Genomic DNA, 16,319 nt, shown 5'->3' with positions numbered 1-16,319 from the left:
GAAATCCATTTCAAAACAACAAATAATTCTAAAACCAAAAAGCTCAACGCACAATGTTAGACATAATTCTTTGAGAGACTAAAGAGAGTGCATCAATGTATCCTTTAATTCACTAATGAATAGTCCAAGTGATAATGCTGCCTGTATAATAAGAAATCTTGCTTTGAGTACCGTACCAATACTGTGTGATAGGTAAAGAAATACCAACCTGGACAATTATTTTGGGCGTAGAAAACCAAAGTGATGGAGTGATGTAAATAATATTTCCTCCTGTGTTAGGAACGGTATTTGATGCAAATATAGTTTTGCCACTGTATTGGCCGTTTAATTCGAGTAATCCGGAACATATGTATTTTCTTTCTATACTTTTGATGGTGTGTCCTATACCCAAATTATAATAATATTGGGTTCCTTGCTGAATTGCATTTTGTTTTTCGATAAGTAATACTCCGGGAGCCAAAAAACCATACCAGTCAATGAGCATCCGAGAATAGGTGCCGCCAATAAAATAACTAATCGCATTGAAATTAGAGGGCACATTTTTTCTTGAAAATCCTGATACTCGTTGGCTAGGATTGGTTTTTTTAGAAATTGCATCTAAGTTACTGATAGGGAACGTAGGGGAGAATATAATAGTTGCTTGATCGGAATATTTTGAGTTTTCGAAATTATAAAAAGCGTATTCTAAATCAATAGCAAGATCACCTATCCCAGACTGAGTTGTATCGCCATTATTATAGCTGAATGCATAAGGTAAGGTGACTAAGAGCGACATAGAATCTGTAATTCCATAGAGTAGGGCGGGATCTCCCTCTAAAATACTTTGGCCTTTGCTGTATAAATAACTGGGATTATAAGAAACAATCAATTGATTTTTATCAACAATATTTTGTCCAAAGGAAAAAAACGGGCCTGGTTGTTGTGAGGTTACCAAGGAATAATTCCCTCGGCTTGGTAGTTCGTTCGTTGATAAAGGTTGATTCGCTTTAGAACTATGAGGATAAATTAACAGTAATAAAAATAATCCTCTAAATCCTAGAGAGTAAATTCGCTCTTGCATCCTGCAGTCCCTTTAAATAACACTATTGGCCTTATTTGTATGGAGGCGATGGAGTTTTTCTTATTGTACATCCGGTTTTAAATATAACATACATAAAACACTTGCCACCAATGCTGTGGCACAGCAAAGTATAATGGGCGAAATAAGAGAAACTACGATGAGTAAACCGCCAAAAAGACAAATGACGGCATCCCCCAGTGTTCGTAAGCTTAATTGAGCACCCATGACTTCTCCTTGAATAGCGGAGTGTGCCTTATTTGAAATATGAATCGTCATGGTTGTCGTCACGCTGGTAATGCTAAAACCAATGAGCGCGAAAAATAAAAACATGGGAACACGATACTGAAAAGCAATCATGCAGACAAAAATCAAGACCGTAGCGATCATGGAAAGGGTAATAACTTTGTGAATGGGGATGTGTTTTGAAAGATGCCTTGGAAGCCATGATGCACCTAAAGCAAGGGTTGCTGATAAAGCCGCATTATAAATGGCAATCATCGCTGGTGACATGAGCCATTTACCCGCCAGATAAACGGGGCCAAATTCATAAAAGATATCTACTGCGAAGGTAAAAAGTGTACTGATGAGCATTAAATGTTTCAAGTGTGGGTGATTTTGAAATAATTGCCAAAATTGACGAATAATATTCAGCTGGTTCCATATGGATTCTTTGGTCGAGATGCTCTGTCCTTTATGCTCTGGTAATTTCCACCATGCAAGTGCTAATGTTACAACAGAAACTAAGGCTGCAATAGTAAAAGGAAAAGACCAGGAAAACCATGAAATAATCTTCGAATCGGATAATAAACCACCAATGACAGGTCCAATAATATAACCAATAGCAGCCATACTGTTGATCCTGCCAAAACTTACAAATTTATTAATTGTGGTCAGTTCGGAAGCAAATGCTCGTGCAACTGCAAAAGTTCCCTCCATAAATCCGGTTAAAAAACGACTGAATAACAATAACCAAAAACAATTGATCCAAAATGATAAGACGGTGAGTAAATAACCGAGTAAGCTCCCTGCTAAACTAATAATAAGGATTTTTTTTCGACCATATCGATCAGAGTTTTTTCCTAGAATGGGGGCGCCAATGAATTGTCCTAAAGGAAAAATTGCAAGAGTAAGCCCTAACAAAATACGCTTTCCTGTTTCACTCCATTCGGTTCCAATAATTGAATGGCTACCTGATTGTAAAAATAAAGGTGGAAAAATCGGGTAAGCAATGGATGAGCTAAGAAAACTGATGAGAACAATCAATAAAATAATCCATAATTGCTTTTTTTCTTGATCTATTTGGTTATTCATTACTTATATTTATGTCAAAATAAATTACTTGGGCTTTTTTTAAAGCTTAACATATGAATCAATGTGATATCCAACGATTTACCCAAGTGCTTTAAAACCTCCCAAAACAGGTGTTGCATTGCAATCCTCCTTTTGTGCTTTTTTATAACTTATTATAGGCTTGTTGTCCGCTGCATCCAGTGACGAACTCGGAAAATCTTGATGAGTTTTTAGAATGGTGCCTTATTTAATGGAATCAAACTCATAAAATCATGCTCCTTAAGCCAGAAGGATAGGATCCTTGGCTCTATTGTATCTCTTCCGGAGTGACAACAATATCAAATGATTAGTTACTAATTATTTGGTACTGTCATTGTTTTATCGATTCAAAAGATTACAGCTGTTATTAAGATCGATGTGTAGAGCCCTCATCTAATGCATGTAGCTGCCAATTTATTTTGTTCACGTTCTTCCCTTCTTATTTGCTTAATAAACGCTTTCATTTCTTTTTGCGTTGGAGTTGAGTTGAGAGCAGAATTAATTTTGTCTTGGTGCTTCATACTAAGATAATCAGGAGACCGATTAATTGCATTACGAATGCACTCCAAAATACGAGTTAGCAGATTTGATTTTAAAGGTTTGAGTTTACTATGTGCTTTATTTTTAAATTCTTCTGATTTCATTCCAACAGCACTTACTGGTAAATTTGATTTTAAAGAGCTGAGTATGTCATTTGCTTTATTTTTAAATTCCTTTAATTTCATCCCAAAGGTACTTATGTCTTTAATTTTATACTGATTTATGAGCTTCTCTAACGCATCCCCTTTTTGTATAATATTAAATGCCTTATTAAATTCTTTATGATTATCAGGGATATTTAACTGCAGAGCCAGATTTTTTCTAAAACCTTCCATATTACCTGCTTTATTTTCTTTTAAAGATTGAAAAAATTCTTTAAGGGTGTGGCGTTGTTGCTCATTCTTGGCTAATTTCAAAATCATTTGCTGGCCCATCACGCTCAATTTATTTGTTTCAGCCAGTATGTTATTACAATATATTAAATGCTTGAGGCCCTCGTTTGGTTGATTATCAGATACGTTATTTAGCGTCAACTTTTCGTATTTTTTTGCCAAGGCATTTGCAACATCTAACTGCCCAAATTGAATTGCTATATCATAAAGTGTAAGTTCCTTGTTTTTTTGCTCTTCTGTTATCATGGAGTTTTTTACTATTAACGCCAGCATAAAACTTGGAATTTTTTGGGCTATGAATCCAGCATCTCCTATTTTTTGAATAGAATTTGTTGCTACTATAGGAAAATCAATATTCCTCGCTATTTTTTGTAAAAGTGTAAATTTATCTTCATATCTATCGCTCAAGACAGAGACATTTTTTATCAGTTTATTTTTTTCTTCATGCCTCATCTTTGCGATTTCATCTTGTAGATAGCTATCTGACAATGGGGCGTTATTATTTTTTTTAGCTGCTATAACTTTATTTTGTAGTTGCGAGAAATCAGAGTTCTTAATAAGTTCTTTATTGTTTGTATTATCTATTACACTGCTATATTCTGGATGTCTTTTCATATCTATTACAGTAGTTGCTGATACATACAAGTTTGCTAAAGTATATGCTTCAATCCCCTCTGGATAATATTGGGCTATAAACTCTACCAAAAAATTTAGTTTCCCTAAATCTTCTTCATTTATATCTGTTTTACAAAGCTCATAATCAGTAAAGATCATAAGATCAACTGCTGAAATAGGTGAAAAAGATTTATATTTTGTAGTGATATAATTAGAAAGATTTTCAGCTGCTAAAAAATCACCATTTCTCAGATCATTTAAATACTTTTGTATGTTATCGTCTCGCATGTACATTACCATTAGAATATATTTGTTATTATCATTTAACCATCTTGGCTAATATGTGTACAATTGATTGTTTTTATATGTCATATATATTGTGCAAATATGTGATAATTTTTAATGGATTAGCGTTATGCACGAATTTTGATTAACATAATGAGAATTTATACTGACAGGTGATTTCATGACTTCAAAACAAAATTACAAACAAAAATTTAATATTGACGTTGTAAGTGGATTGCTTGCCGGTGCATCAAACTCAGGACTTTTTAATCCCTGGGATCGTGCTTTATATTTATCGGTGAAACATAACCGTCCTTTTCTATTATTTCAAAATTTTAAGTCTCCTTATCAAGGTTTTTCTCAAGCATTCGTACAACGTGCTTTTCTTGGAGGTATTTACTATGTAGCACAGGGGGAACTAAATAGATATTTATTGCCTTACTTGCGTAATACTTTAGGAGTTAGCCAAACACTTTCTCAATTTTTTGTAGGTATGACTGCGGGAAGTATCGGAGGAGTATTAACCAACAGTATTTCTGCCATCAAGTACCATACCTGGGGGCAGGAAAATGCTTCCTTTCGCTCAAGTATTCGCGAGATGTGGGGGCTAGGAGGAATTGCACCGTTTCTAAAAGGAACCACAGCTACAATGACACGCGACATGTTTTTTGGAAGTACTTATGAAATGTTACGGAGTCTTATGAACAATACGACAAAAAAATCTGAGAATAAAACGTCTGATGCAAATCAACCTGCTCTTGAATTTATCTATAATGCAAGTGCGGCTGGAATGGCTACAATTGTATCAAGCCCATTCAATTACGTTCGTAATATGCAATATGCAACGCCTCCCAATTTTAAACCACCATCGATGCAGGAGGTGTTGACGAAAGTGTGGAGTGAGTCAAAAGATTCACAGCGATCTTTTCTAGGACGGATGAGTTTTTTTCAACAGCAATTTAGGATTGGATGGGGTACTGCACGAGTTGCAGTAGGAATGGCTGTCGGCCAAAAATTATTTAATTGGACTCAAGAGCAACTTTCTAATTTATCCTCAAATACTACGGAAACGACCTTAAAAAAATAAGGCATGGTGACAAGTCCTAATCTATTCAAAGAGTTTGTGTTCTCGTTTTTAGCTAATATGAGTAATCATGATATAATCTGTAAAAACAATAAGCAGCAAATGATATTTGTTATGGTTATTTGCAATTTTAATGACTAAATTTAGGAAGTATTTAATGAAAAATATGATTCTTAATTTTTTGACTCTAAGTGTAATGAGCACTGTAACCTTTGCTTATGATCTAGATAAAAATAATTTTCTGATTCCTGGTTGGCCAAATTATTTAGCAATGGGAACTATAACTAATGGATCCTTGCAAGAACCAACGAATATTCGTGTTGATTCTGTATTTACCTACAATGGTGCAGGTGGTGATGGTGATCCTGGAAAAATAGAAACCCCATATAAAATTTGGAATATGATTAACATGGCTAAAAATATAAAAACAAATACGGGCTATTCTGTTAATCCTGTTTTAGTGGAGTATGGTTGGCAACTCAGTGGCGGTTGGAATACTGATAGTGTGACGCAGTTGGATGAATTAACAAAACATTTTTTTAATCTTATGTTCTTGTCAAAAACACTGGAAGATAATGCTTATAGCAATACTGGAACCTACGGCACTATATTATTAAACCCCGATATGCTTGGTTATTTAGGCAATACAAATCGCGTGGAGACTGTTAAATCGTTAAATATACCGGTTGGTCAAGCTGTTTCCGATGCTTATTGTATGATGACTAAAAAAGTTGATTATAATAGTAGTAATACGCCAAACTGTACTTATGGTTGGGATAATAAACCGGTACTCGTCAAAGGTACCCCGACTGATTTACTTCTTTGGCTCAAATCTAAAACTGATAATTATACTGCAGGGCAAACTTTTGCTGCTTGCGTTAACGAATATGTACAACCGCTGTGTAGTGCATCAAATTCAACGAGCGACATTCCTGAGTTTACAGATAATTTTAATGGTTGGCTACAAGCGCAAAACTGGATGGCTAAATATTTTGGTCCCCATGTTGCTCTTGGAGTTCATGAAAATATTTCCGCGGTTCCAGAAGGAGGTTGGTGGATTCATCAAGGACCCACTGCTGTAAGGCCTTATGTGAATAAGGTTCTAGCTGATTTAAAAAGTTTTGAATTATTCATGGGCAATTACAAACCTGATTTTATTTATTTTGATCGTTATGGTGCTGATGATTACAGCAGCAAATTTCCTACTTTATTGATTAATCAGGCGACGTTTTATAATGATGTCGCATGGCAAAATTTTCTAGCTATGACCAAAGAAATAAGTGAGGGATTGGGAGAACAAGCAGGCAAGAATTATATTCCTGCTATGTTATGGCAAATACCGGCTGCTCATCTCCCAACACAGGATGAGCCTGATCTCGATGCACATGAAGAGGGTACTGCACCGGTATACTTTTTTGGTGATGCAAACTTACAACAAGATTTAAGCAATATCGCTCCCTGGATTAATCATGATGTTGCTCATTTACCAGCTGCTTATAGCTTATGTGCTGGCAAAAATGCAACGCAGTGTTTGACATTAAACAACTTTAATTGGGCTCATAATAATACTACTCAATTAAGAAGTGCGGTTGATGCACATATATTTGCTATTTTATGGGGAGCTGGCGCTTTTGCAACAGGTGTTTGGGAAGTACCTGGGACAACTTTTCCAGATAATGGCTGGATGATAAAAAAACTGTCAATTTATTATAAAAACCCTCAATCTTTATGAAAGAGCAGCACGTTTTTGTAAGGGAATTAAGACTATTAACAATTCATTTACACTACTTTTGCTCTTAAGGTACGCGTTCATGTCAAATATCGCCTTTCACCAAGAGGCAAGTATATCCCCTGAACACATACCTCTTAAGAGCATTCAGACTGGTATTAAAATATTTTTTATGCATCCAAATTTATGCGGTTTTAAATAGGACTATACTTTCTTATTTTTTATAATAAAACTTATCTTTCCAGTTCGCTCTAGGTAGGCTTTTTTTATTTGATCTAAATTATTAGTTTTTAATCTATCTCTTATGATTTCTAGTAGATCATCTTTAGATATTTGATTTTCTTCCAGCGCATTCCAAATAATTTTTCCATCTTTAATTAGAATTATTGGTCTCCCTTTTATTAGTTTACCAAATTTATGATATTTAAAAGAAAACTTAGCAAATAACCAATGTAAAAAAATAAGTAAAGCGCTTCCTGCCATTGCTTGTATCAACGTTGAAGGTCCATTTATTGTTCTACTTAACACTGCTCCAATAATAATGATCAGAACGAAATCGATAGTCGTATCAAAATGAAAGCGCTTGTTACCTATTCGGATTAAAAAAATAGCGTAAATATAAATTATAAATGTTCTTATAAGGACATAAGTAATATCCATACTTGAATTAATGTTCTCGAGATAGTAGAGCCACATCTGTTTCTCCCTAAATATTCATTCTTCAGATAGTAGTCTATTGTGAGTAATAAAGTGAAAGAGATATACCTCTTGATTTTTTTGACATCAATTAATGTTTACCACTTGTATGGATCCTCACTGCCTTCGTTTAAATCTATATTAGACTTATAATGAGTCTCAAATAGGAGATAGGTTTATAGCGCTGTCAGTCACTATCTCCGGTTTTACATATTTATGGGTGTATTCGAGTAATCCTTCGTTAAATTCCGGTTTGATAGCTATTACTATGGGAGCTTCCTTCTTATCCATGCCCTTTTGTTGTATTAATGATGTTCCGGTTATTGCGTCACAAAGTATATTAAATTTTCCAATTAAGTTTTTAGTATTCAGAGGGGTAGAGTCTGCCACGATCAAATGATAGGTTGCCGGAGACTTATTTGGTTTCCAGGTAGATTTTAATAAACCACTGGCGTGATCTGCACAAATCTCTATAGCTAATGATTGAGTTTTGTTTAAAGATATTATATTTCTATTGGTACCGGGCTGAAATAAAGTACTGCCTTGTACCAAGGGCGCTCTCACTGTTGAACTATTAGGTAAAGTGTATTCAAAACAAGGAACGCGTTTGTCCACTTTATTCAATATTATCCCCCCGCTTAACAGATAACAAACATTACGTACAACAGTAATTGTATGGTCAGAGTTATTGGTTTGAGATTTATCTAAATAGTTTTCAAAGTCTTCTTGTTCAACCGTATAAGCACTTTTTTTGTGCGAATTTTCTTGATAGCGTTGTGCTATTTTTAGCAACTTAGGAAATTGATGTTCATTATGATATTCTTTGGCGAAGGCGTATGGAAAAATAACAACGCAATTTTGATTTAATCGAGTAAACTCTTTTAATCGTTCCTGGACCCTCAGATGCTCAGAATAATCAAGAATTTTCGAATTTGAAGGGTTGGTCTTAGTTATTGCATATTCATGAGTGAGTAGGATAATTCTATGCTTGGGAAATTTTTGTCTTGCTAAGTTATATCCATCTTCAAAAGCACGCAGATACAACTGCAGCTTTTCTTCAAATGAAGTAAATTTTGGACTGGCTTCACCAGTAAGTTTTGAAAAATTAAAGCTTAAGATAAGATTTTTCATAGAGTTTCACTAAGTTTAAATATAAATGTTTATTCGTTTTGAATTATAACCAATCATTATGAATGAAAAATATTAAGAAATTATTAAAATAAAAACTACTCATTTCCTTTGCCACAGGGGTTATGATGTGACTGGGCAATTAGCCAAGTCACATGAACTATTGTTAGCAATAGAAGATACGACAAGTTTGGTTTAGAGTCATGCTATTCACTTATTTATCAGAACGGCCTGTTTTAGGGACTTACTCGACTGAGGTGGCTCAAAAAGTGAATCGGCCAAAACGTCACACTAATAAAATTGACATAAAATAAATGGAAACTAGGGATGTTCATTCTTCCTTCGTGAGCCTAGCTATAATTAAAGTTAATGAGTACTCCACCGGAGGTAATTGACTATGATTATTGACGTTCATGCCCATTGTTTTCCCAAGGCATATCTTGATGATATTGAACAAAAAGGAGGAGAGCTGGTTAATGTGGCTCGTTATATGAATGCTGGATTGGAGGAGCAAGAATTAGCAGCACGTTTTAGTGTGATGGATAATGCTGGAGTGGATTTACAAGTACTCTCAATCGTCCCTCAAGTTCCTTATTTTGCAAATAAAGATGATTCTGTTGCTAGTGCGAAAATGGCTAATAATCTTTATGCGCAGCTTATTGCTAAATACCCTAACCGATTTCAGGCTTTTGGAATCTTCCCGCTACCCCATATTCAAGAATCATTAGATGAAATCAATCGCATCTTTGATGAGTTGGGAATGTTGGGAGTTACCTTGACGACCACTGTATTACAGCATTCTATTGTCGAAGCAAACCGTTTTGAGGCTATTTTTGCCGAGCTGAATCGCAGAAAAGCTATTGTATTTTTGCACCCTGCCGGGTGTTGCACGGGCGAACAAACTAAGGTCTATGGACTGACCTGGATGATTGGCGCACCATTTGAGGATACTTATGGGGTGTTGCATTTGATTCTCTCAGGTGTTACTTCGCGTTTTCCCGATATTCGATTTATTAGTACTCATCTAGGCGGTTATTTGCCCATGATTATGCAACGTCTTGATAATTTATACACTGATTGGGGGGAGGGTGAAATACAAGGAAAGCCCAGTGATTTTATAAAAAAATTCTGGGTTGATACCGTAGCTCATGGACATATCCCAGCCTTACATAATGCCGTTGCTGTTTATTCGCCCGATCATTTGCTGTTAGGTACAGATTATCCTTATGCAAATCATGATAAATACGTCAGGGCTGTAGAGTATATTAAGCAAGCAAATCTTCCTGAAAGTCTTGTCCTAAAAATCTTAAGTGATAACGCTAAGGCATTGTTTCGAATTTAATTTTGGTGTGCGTAGAATAGTTACTAAAAAGTAACTAATTGACTGATTAATAATGACTTTATATGCTTTAAATGAATTTAATTATTAATAAAGGAGTATGTTATGAAAGAAGAAATTATTAAAAAAATTGTCCAACAAAAAAAATTAAAGAAGAGCAAAGGTTGGTGTAGACCCTGTACTAGCATTAGTTAACTACACGGGATCGCAGTATATTCACAAATATACTGCGTGAATTACAATATCATAGACCTGAATAAGATTTAATTATGAACCTACCTGATTTAAACCGATTGACATGCTATAAGAATAATAAAATTATTTCTCGATATGATAAAGACTATCCTGCTGCTAAAATGCAAGCAGAAGAAGCACTGAAAGAATTAATGAAATTTATTTGGCTTTGTCAGAAGCATAAGGCAGAAAAGTGGCTTCGTCCCAATGATAGCTCACTTAACTTTTCATGCGTTATACATTCAGAGATGAGTGACATAGATAATATGTGGCATACATTCCTTTTATTCACTAGGGATTACCATGATTTTTGTAATCATTATCTTGATGGGGTTTTCTTCCACCATGAGCCGTTACTAAATTCTGATGACAATATGTTTGATAAAAATGATGAAGATGAATTAACTTTATACTTATCTTATATCTATGACAATTTGGGAGAGGATACATTAATAAAATGGTTTAACGCTTCACATTGATTATTTAATGCATAAAATAGCTAGTAAAAGATTAAATAAATTAGAATTTTTAATGAAAATTTCAACTCGTTTAAAAAAATTAGTTTCGGAAGAAAAATCGAAGAAGATTACTCTTAATCATTTACTAAATAAACTTCAACAAAAGGATAATTTGTTTTTAATTATTTTATTAGCTCTGCTTGCTATCACTCCTATATCCTTTATTCCTGGAATGACTGCTTTATTTGGATTATCTATAGTTTTCATTACTGGTCAAATTTTAATAGGTCGTAATAAAATTTGGTTGCCTACAAAAATTAAAAATAAACAAATTCCTCATAATATCAGTGAAGGAATATTAAAAATCATGCCTTATGTGAAATTTATAGAAAAATATATAAAAAAGAGAGCAGTTTTTTTTAGTTCAAGGTCGATTAAATATTTTTTTATTAGTTTTATATTTATTTTAAGTATTTTGTTAATAATACCTATTCCTTATCTCAATTTTATTACTTCTTTTGCTATTATATTGATTTCTATAGGATTAATTGAAAAAGACGGGTTTCTTTTAATTACTGCAGTTTTTTTTATAATAATTTATATATTCATTCTATTTTATATTTTAAATACTAGCATTAATGTCATTTATAATTTTATTCAATCAATTTAAACTTTTCGTAGTATTGAACTTTAGAACGGTTGAAAAACAGTAAATGTATTTTATTTATAACGAAATTATTGACTAATTCAAAAAAAAATCTATTACTTTATAGAAGATCATTTATTTCAGATTTTAATCCATCTGGTATGAGAATTAAATGATAAGGCAGCTCTTGAATAAAATGGAATCATAAGAACTCGCATTTCTCTTTTCTAACAGTAAAAGGAGAATAGATGGATACTATTGCTGTTATTATAAATAAAATGGCCAATAATCCCGCTAAAGCGATACTTTATCTCGATGGTTTAAAAGACGCGAATATTTCTTATACTCTCTATGAGACCACACCAAAAAAATTGCCAACGACGATAAAGAAATGTATTAGTGAACATAAAATCATTTTGATTGGCGGCGGAGATGGGACGATACGAACAGCAGCTCATTATTGCGCCCATACTTCAATAATTTTAGGGGTAATTCCCTTAGGAACTTTTAACCATTTTGCTAAGGAACTCGATTTACCTTGTAGTGTTAAAGAGCTAGTTGCTTGTTTGCAAAAATCTCATACAATTAAAATCGACTTAGCTGAGGTCAATGATATTATTTTTATTAATAACTCTTCCATTGGCTTTTATCCAAAATTTGCTGTTAAACGAGAGCAGTATAATAAAAGCTATAACAAATGGTTAAGTTATATAGCGGGGTTCATTGAGAGTTTAAAAAAGCATCCGGTGTTTAATTTAACTGTAAAAAGCAAAAATCTCGATTTATCTTTACACACTTCTTTTTTGATGGTCAGTAATAATCTCTATTCTTATCAGTTCCCAGCAACAATTAAAAGAGAGAATTTTCAAAAAGCTTTGCTTGGACTTTATTATTTTAAACAGGGAAAAATACAAATATTTAAACTAATACAAAGTATGTTTTGCAGTAAAAGTTGTTTTGAAAGAATTCAATCAAAACATCCTATTGAAATTCATTTTAATAATGATAAAGAAGTGACTATCTCTCTAGATGGCGATACGATCAAAACAAAAACTCCATTGTATTATCGAACACTCCCGCGCTCTTTAAATCTTTTAAAAAGTTCATCATGAAAATAATACACATTTCCGATCTTCACTTTGGAATGCATAATCCTATGATTATTGAATCTCTTCTGGACGATCTAACCTTATTGAAATCCGATGTTATTATGATATCTGGGGACTTAACACAGAGAGCGCGTCCTGAGCAATATAAACAATTATTAGGATTTTTGCAGCGCTTAACTATTCCTCTGCTTGTTGTTCCAGGCAATCATGATATTCCATTAGGTAATCCCATTTACCGTTTTTTATATCCATTTAAACGATACAAAAAGTATATTTCTGCTCAGCTGGAGGTCAGTTTTAATAATAAAGAAGTAAATATTCTGGGAGTTAATAGTGCTACCCCATATCAGATTAAAGATGGTCGGTTAAGCCAAAAGACATTAGAGCGTATAAAAAATCATTTTTCATATACTTCAACGCAATTAAATATTCTATTTTTCCATCACAACCTTAAATATTTTTCAGGAATGCACCATCCCTTAAATAATGCGGAAGAATTTATAAATTATTTAAGAGAAAGTCCTATTCATATTGTATGTACTGGTCATTTGCATTATGCCAATTTAGCATTAATTACCAAAAATCAAGGTGAACAATGCATACTCTTGCACGCTGGATCAACCTCTTGTTTACGAACTAAAGATGGAAAAAATAGTTATTATTTGATTAATACAGATCACTTAAAGTGTTCTATTGATTGGCGAGTTTTTGTTAATAATGCGTTCATATCTCATCAGATTTATAAACTTGATTTTGCATCCTAAAGATGCGGTGCAAAAATAGCGGCAGAATGCGTTTATGTCATACGGCTATTTAAATAGGTAAGTCAAGAATAAGGTTTTATTGGGTCACCTATGAATAATTTTATGGATATTCATGTGTTTCTGCAAATCTATTTTCAGCGGTAATTATTGCATCCATATTTTTTTCGGTCCACGCTGTAAGTAAATTAAGAATAGTACCTAGTTCCTTACCTAATGCTGTTAATGAATATTCAACTTTCATCGGTAATACTGGAAAAGACTTTCTTTCAATAAACCCGAAACGTTCTAATTTATTTAGTGTTTGTGCTAACATTTTCGGAGAAATTCCACCAATTTCACGTTTTAATTCCCCGAATCGGTAAGTTTGATTTAATAATAGGTTAATTACTAAAATTGACCATTTATCGCTAATTCCCTCAAGAACATTATGTGATGGACATCGTTCACTGTAGACACTAAATTTTTTTAAAGACATTCTGGAAGCCATAAAGTGAAAAAACAACATATTTTTTAACTCATTTAAGAGGCACTTTAATCGAGGTAAACGCTCACTACAAGTGCGGCAGACAAAAATCATGTAAATTTATTCTTTCATGATGAAGTTTTTTGATTATGCTGGGCTTCAATGTGTATTAGTAAGGGAGCTGAGCTGCATTGTTGTTGAAGATTTTGTATCGCTTGCTTCATAGTAATGAATTTATCGTTATTGCTTTGTGTTGTTAGTAATATGCCTCGAATTTTTGCGGCGCATTCGAGTACACTTTCATTTTTCTGAGCCGCTGAAAGTTTGTCATAGCTCGTTACTGTTTCTTTAAGAGCACGGAATGTTTCTCTATAACTGGAGCTAAATTTATTTAAAATCCAATGAATAAAGCCTCCTGAATTATTAATTACATTTCTAGCATGGTCAATGATACTAATATCTGTTTTATAACTTAATTGATTATAGGCCATTGCCGCATTATGTAGACAACTAAATTTGTTTTTGATTGTATCGGTTGCTTTAATCTGTTCTTCTATTTTATTCTTTAAATGAGCAATTTTTTGCGTTATATTCAAATCACTGTAGTTTTCTGGCTTTTCACCATAGAGCTTTTCGCCTTGTTGGTACACCGCTTCAACATATTGGTCTAAAGAACGTGATATTTCTGTAACATCTACCCCTGACTCTTTAAGTTTGTTTATAGATGAGGCAATAGCATTCAGTCTATCTAATTCTTTTTGATAGCACGTTAATGCTTGAGTTAACGCCTGGGCTTGTTTCTGAATCTCTTGCATTGGATTAGCACTATCTCTAGCTTCGATTGATTGCTGAAATTGTTGCTGACTCCCAATCCATTCATCGAGGGAGATTTTTTTTAAAGTAGGATCAAGTTGCTCCAGTTGTTCCTCCAAGCTTTGAATTATGCTGTGTTGAGTTTTAAAAGGATTGAGCGACTGCTGGAGTGCTTCTGTAACCAAATTATGAGCGCTTTTTATCTCTTCACTGTGCACTATATCTGAAAGTTTAGGTGGTCCCCATGGATTAATTGTTTTATTTAAATAGCTACCTAGGGAACTGCTGACATGAATTAATAGGAATTCTCGTTGCGTTGAATCGGGTTTTAAACCAAGATCATCACATAACTGGTTTATTTTTTCTTCGGTAGGATAGTTGATCCAAAATCGGTCAGCATTTAATGGATTTTGATTTATAAACTTAGAAAATATTGCGAGACGTTTTTGCTTCTCGTGTAGCGGTTTTCTGTCTTCATCATATTTTTGCTGTATATTCTCTAAGGCGAATTTAAGGCTAGGAGCCGCACCATGAGATGTTCCTAATTTTGCTAAAACATCTGCTGTTGTTTTAACTTGAAAAGGCGCCATAAGTTCTTCTACAGCTTTCAGATTTTTTGATCGCGCCTCTTCTGATTCGAGCCAACTTTGTATCGATCGAACTAGTTCTCTATCCTCTTGTACTATTTGTTTTACTAAGTCTGCATGATTCAATAAGGTTTCAATATGTTTGGGATTACTTTTTAATAAAGCAGATACGATAAAGCTTTGTTGCTCTTTTAAATCAGTACTCTTACTCAGCAACTCTAAAGCAAATTCTGAATTATTTCCTAAAAATTTAGCAAAAGTGTCTGGTATACGCGCAATAAGGGATAGAGAGCCAATAAGAGACGGTTTTTCCTTAAAAAGGTTTAGAGCAACTTCGGGTTGTTGAGTAAGAAGCTCAGATAATAAACGGTCATCTTGTGCAAGATAACTAATAGCTAATTGAGGTGCTTTTAGTAGGAGTTCCTTTTTCGTTTCAGCTAGAGATGTAAATGCATCTGGAAGTATATTCTCAACTCTTGCTTTATTTTCAATGAGCTTCGTTTCTAATAGGTTGACTAATGTAATCGCTGCGATAACAGTTTTAGAAAACTCTCCAGGACTAGGCTTATTAGGCTCCATACTTTTAACCCATCCTTCTATGCCACCTAATAATTTATTCATCACTTCCTTATTAATTGATATGCCACTCAGGGATAAACCGCCAAATCCCTCAACCCAACCTTGATTCAACCCATCAATGATTTTATCTAGATGTTCTTGTTCGGGGCTATCCTTTATTATTTTTTCTTTACGGAGTTTTGCTAATGCACCAATTGTAAAAACTGTGGTCCAAGTTCGTTTTTTTCCAGATTTTTCTTCTAAGTCAGTAAATAAGTCTCCACCATTTTTTGAGGCTTCAGCTATTCTTTTAAAAGTATCTCCATTAAGATTCTCTGATTGTTTGTCAAAAAACTCATTTAAGCTATTGGTGATGCCTTGTACATAAGAAGGAATGCCCGCATCGTTTTTTGTTGCTTTTTTATATGTTTGTAATTCCTGGGCATATTTATTTAAGAATTCTTTTGTAAACATATCTATTGTTACTTGT

General features: G+C 33.8%; 14 protein-coding genes. 7 read left to right on the top strand and 7 right to left on the bottom strand.

Going from position 1 to position 16,319, the window contains the following annotated elements; translation table 11 throughout:
• Nucleotides 1-112: 112 nt before the first annotated feature.
• From Lgra_RS15985 to Lgra_RS15975, 3 genes are all read right to left on the bottom strand, one after another.
• Complete coding sequence (locus tag Lgra_RS15985; protein WP_058500146.1) at nucleotides 113-1,060, bottom strand: hypothetical protein; 948 nt, start codon at nucleotides 1,058-1,060, stop codon at nucleotides 113-115.
• Nucleotides 1,061-1,120: 60 nt separating this feature from the next.
• Complete coding sequence (locus Lgra_RS15980; protein ID WP_058500145.1) at nucleotides 1,121-2,371, bottom strand: MFS transporter; 1,251 nt, start codon at nucleotides 2,369-2,371, stop codon at nucleotides 1,121-1,123.
• Between the two features lie 407 nt (nucleotides 2,372-2,778).
• Nucleotides 2,779-4,224 (bottom strand): hypothetical protein, encoded by a 1,446-nt coding sequence (locus tag Lgra_RS15975; protein ID WP_058500144.1) that lies wholly within the window; start codon nucleotides 4,222-4,224, stop codon nucleotides 2,779-2,781.
• 178 nt (nucleotides 4,225-4,402) lie between these two features.
• Here Lgra_RS15975 and Lgra_RS15970 point away from each other — a divergent pair, with 178 nt between their 5' ends.
• Both Lgra_RS15970 and Lgra_RS15965 read left to right on the top strand, forming a co-directional pair.
• Complete coding sequence (locus Lgra_RS15970) at nucleotides 4,403-5,308, top strand: hypothetical protein (RefSeq protein WP_058500143.1); 906 nt, start codon at nucleotides 4,403-4,405, stop codon at nucleotides 5,306-5,308.
• Between the two features lie 154 nt (nucleotides 5,309-5,462).
• On the top strand, nucleotides 5,463-7,037 hold the full coding sequence (locus Lgra_RS15965) for a hypothetical protein (protein WP_058500142.1): 1,575 nt from the start codon (nucleotides 5,463-5,465) through the stop codon (nucleotides 7,035-7,037).
• Nucleotides 7,038-7,238: 201 nt separating this feature from the next.
• Here Lgra_RS15965 and Lgra_RS15960 read toward each other — a convergent pair whose 3' ends face one another.
• Together Lgra_RS15960 and Lgra_RS15955 are read right to left on the bottom strand one after the other, a co-directional pair.
• On the bottom strand, nucleotides 7,239-7,694 hold the full coding sequence (locus tag Lgra_RS15960) for a DUF421 domain-containing protein (protein ID WP_238584473.1): 456 nt from the start codon (nucleotides 7,692-7,694) through the stop codon (nucleotides 7,239-7,241).
• 195 nt (nucleotides 7,695-7,889) lie between these two features.
• A complete protein-coding gene (locus Lgra_RS15955) occupies nucleotides 7,890-8,861 on the bottom strand; it encodes a hypothetical protein (RefSeq protein WP_058500140.1) in 972 nt (323 codons plus the stop codon).
• A gap of 394 nt (nucleotides 8,862-9,255) precedes the next feature.
• Between Lgra_RS15955 and Lgra_RS15950 the strand changes: the two genes are divergently transcribed.
• From Lgra_RS15950 to Lgra_RS15930, 5 genes are all read left to right on the top strand, one after another.
• Entirely contained in the window at nucleotides 9,256-10,200 is a 945-nt protein-coding gene (locus Lgra_RS15950; protein ID WP_058500139.1) for an amidohydrolase family protein, read from the top strand.
• A gap of 266 nt (nucleotides 10,201-10,466) precedes the next feature.
• The gene (locus Lgra_RS15945) at nucleotides 10,467-10,910 is read left to right on the top strand and encodes a glycine-rich domain-containing protein (RefSeq protein WP_058500138.1); all 444 of its coding nucleotides are present in this window, start codon (nucleotides 10,467-10,469) and stop codon (nucleotides 10,908-10,910) included.
• A gap of 7 nt (nucleotides 10,911-10,917) precedes the next feature.
• Entirely contained in the window at nucleotides 10,918-11,559 is a 642-nt protein-coding gene (locus Lgra_RS15940) for an exopolysaccharide biosynthesis protein (RefSeq protein WP_238584472.1), read from the top strand.
• Nucleotides 11,560-11,783: 224 nt separating this feature from the next.
• On the top strand, nucleotides 11,784-12,647 hold the full coding sequence (locus Lgra_RS15935) for a diacylglycerol/lipid kinase family protein (protein ID WP_058500137.1): 864 nt from the start codon (nucleotides 11,784-11,786) through the stop codon (nucleotides 12,645-12,647).
• The gene (locus Lgra_RS15930; protein ID WP_058500136.1) at nucleotides 12,644-13,408 is read left to right on the top strand and encodes a metallophosphoesterase family protein; all 765 of its coding nucleotides are present in this window, start codon (nucleotides 12,644-12,646) and stop codon (nucleotides 13,406-13,408) included. The genes Lgra_RS15935 and Lgra_RS15930 overlap by 4 nt, the downstream gene beginning before the upstream one ends.
• A gap of 100 nt (nucleotides 13,409-13,508) precedes the next feature.
• Here the strand turns inward: Lgra_RS15930 and Lgra_RS15925 are convergent, their stop codons facing one another.
• Both Lgra_RS15925 and Lgra_RS15920 read right to left on the bottom strand, forming a co-directional pair.
• Nucleotides 13,509-13,883 carry a winged helix-turn-helix transcriptional regulator gene (locus tag Lgra_RS15925; protein WP_058500347.1) on the bottom strand — a complete coding sequence of 125 codons (375 nt, stop codon included), beginning with the start codon at nucleotides 13,881-13,883 and terminating at the stop codon, nucleotides 13,509-13,511.
• A 116-nt stretch (nucleotides 13,884-13,999) separates the two neighbouring features.
• On the bottom strand, nucleotides 14,000-16,303 hold the full coding sequence (locus tag Lgra_RS15920; protein WP_058500135.1) for a hypothetical protein: 2,304 nt from the start codon (nucleotides 16,301-16,303) through the stop codon (nucleotides 14,000-14,002).
• Between the last annotated feature and the right edge of the window lie 16 nt (nucleotides 16,304-16,319).

It is taken from the genome of Legionella gratiana (genome assembly GCF_001467695.1).
In the GTDB taxonomy this organism is placed as follows: Bacteria; Pseudomonadota; Gammaproteobacteria; order Legionellales; family Legionellaceae; genus Legionella; species Legionella gratiana.
Note: the sequence above shows the minus strand (reverse complement) of the source record. Positions and strands in the feature narration are given on the sequence as shown.

Coding starts and splice junctions, on each gene's coding strand:
- Lgra_RS15980 (WP_058500145.1), bottom strand. CDS start 2,371: ATGAATAACCAAATAGATCAAGAAAAAAAGCAATTATGGATTATTTTA.
- Lgra_RS15935 (WP_058500137.1), top strand. CDS start 11,784: ATGGATACTATTGCTGTTATTATAAATAAAATGGCCAATAATCCCGCT.
- Lgra_RS15925 (WP_058500347.1), bottom strand. CDS start 13,883: ATGTCTTTAAAAAAATTTAGTGTCTACAGTGAACGATGTCCATCACAT.
- Lgra_RS15955 (WP_058500140.1), bottom strand. CDS start 8,861: ATGAAAAATCTTATCTTAAGCTTTAATTTTTCAAAACTTACTGGTGAA.
- Lgra_RS15945 (WP_058500138.1), top strand. CDS start 10,467: ATGAACCTACCTGATTTAAACCGATTGACATGCTATAAGAATAATAAA.
- Lgra_RS15965 (WP_058500142.1), top strand. CDS start 5,463: ATGAAAAATATGATTCTTAATTTTTTGACTCTAAGTGTAATGAGCACT.
- Lgra_RS15970 (WP_058500143.1), top strand. CDS start 4,403: ATGACTTCAAAACAAAATTACAAACAAAAATTTAATATTGACGTTGTA.
- Lgra_RS15950 (WP_058500139.1), top strand. CDS start 9,256: ATGATTATTGACGTTCATGCCCATTGTTTTCCCAAGGCATATCTTGAT.
- Lgra_RS15940 (WP_238584472.1), top strand. CDS start 10,918: ATGCATAAAATAGCTAGTAAAAGATTAAATAAATTAGAATTTTTAATG.
- Lgra_RS15920 (WP_058500135.1), bottom strand. CDS start 16,303: ATGTTTACAAAAGAATTCTTAAATAAATATGCCCAGGAATTACAAACA.
- Lgra_RS15975 (WP_058500144.1), bottom strand. CDS start 4,224: ATGCGAGACGATAACATACAAAAGTATTTAAATGATCTGAGAAATGGT.
- Lgra_RS15960 (WP_238584473.1), bottom strand. CDS start 7,694: ATGGATATTACTTATGTCCTTATAAGAACATTTATAATTTATATTTAC.
- Lgra_RS15930 (WP_058500136.1), top strand. CDS start 12,644: ATGAAAATAATACACATTTCCGATCTTCACTTTGGAATGCATAATCCT.
- Lgra_RS15985 (WP_058500146.1), bottom strand. CDS start 1,060: ATGCAAGAGCGAATTTACTCTCTAGGATTTAGAGGATTATTTTTATTA.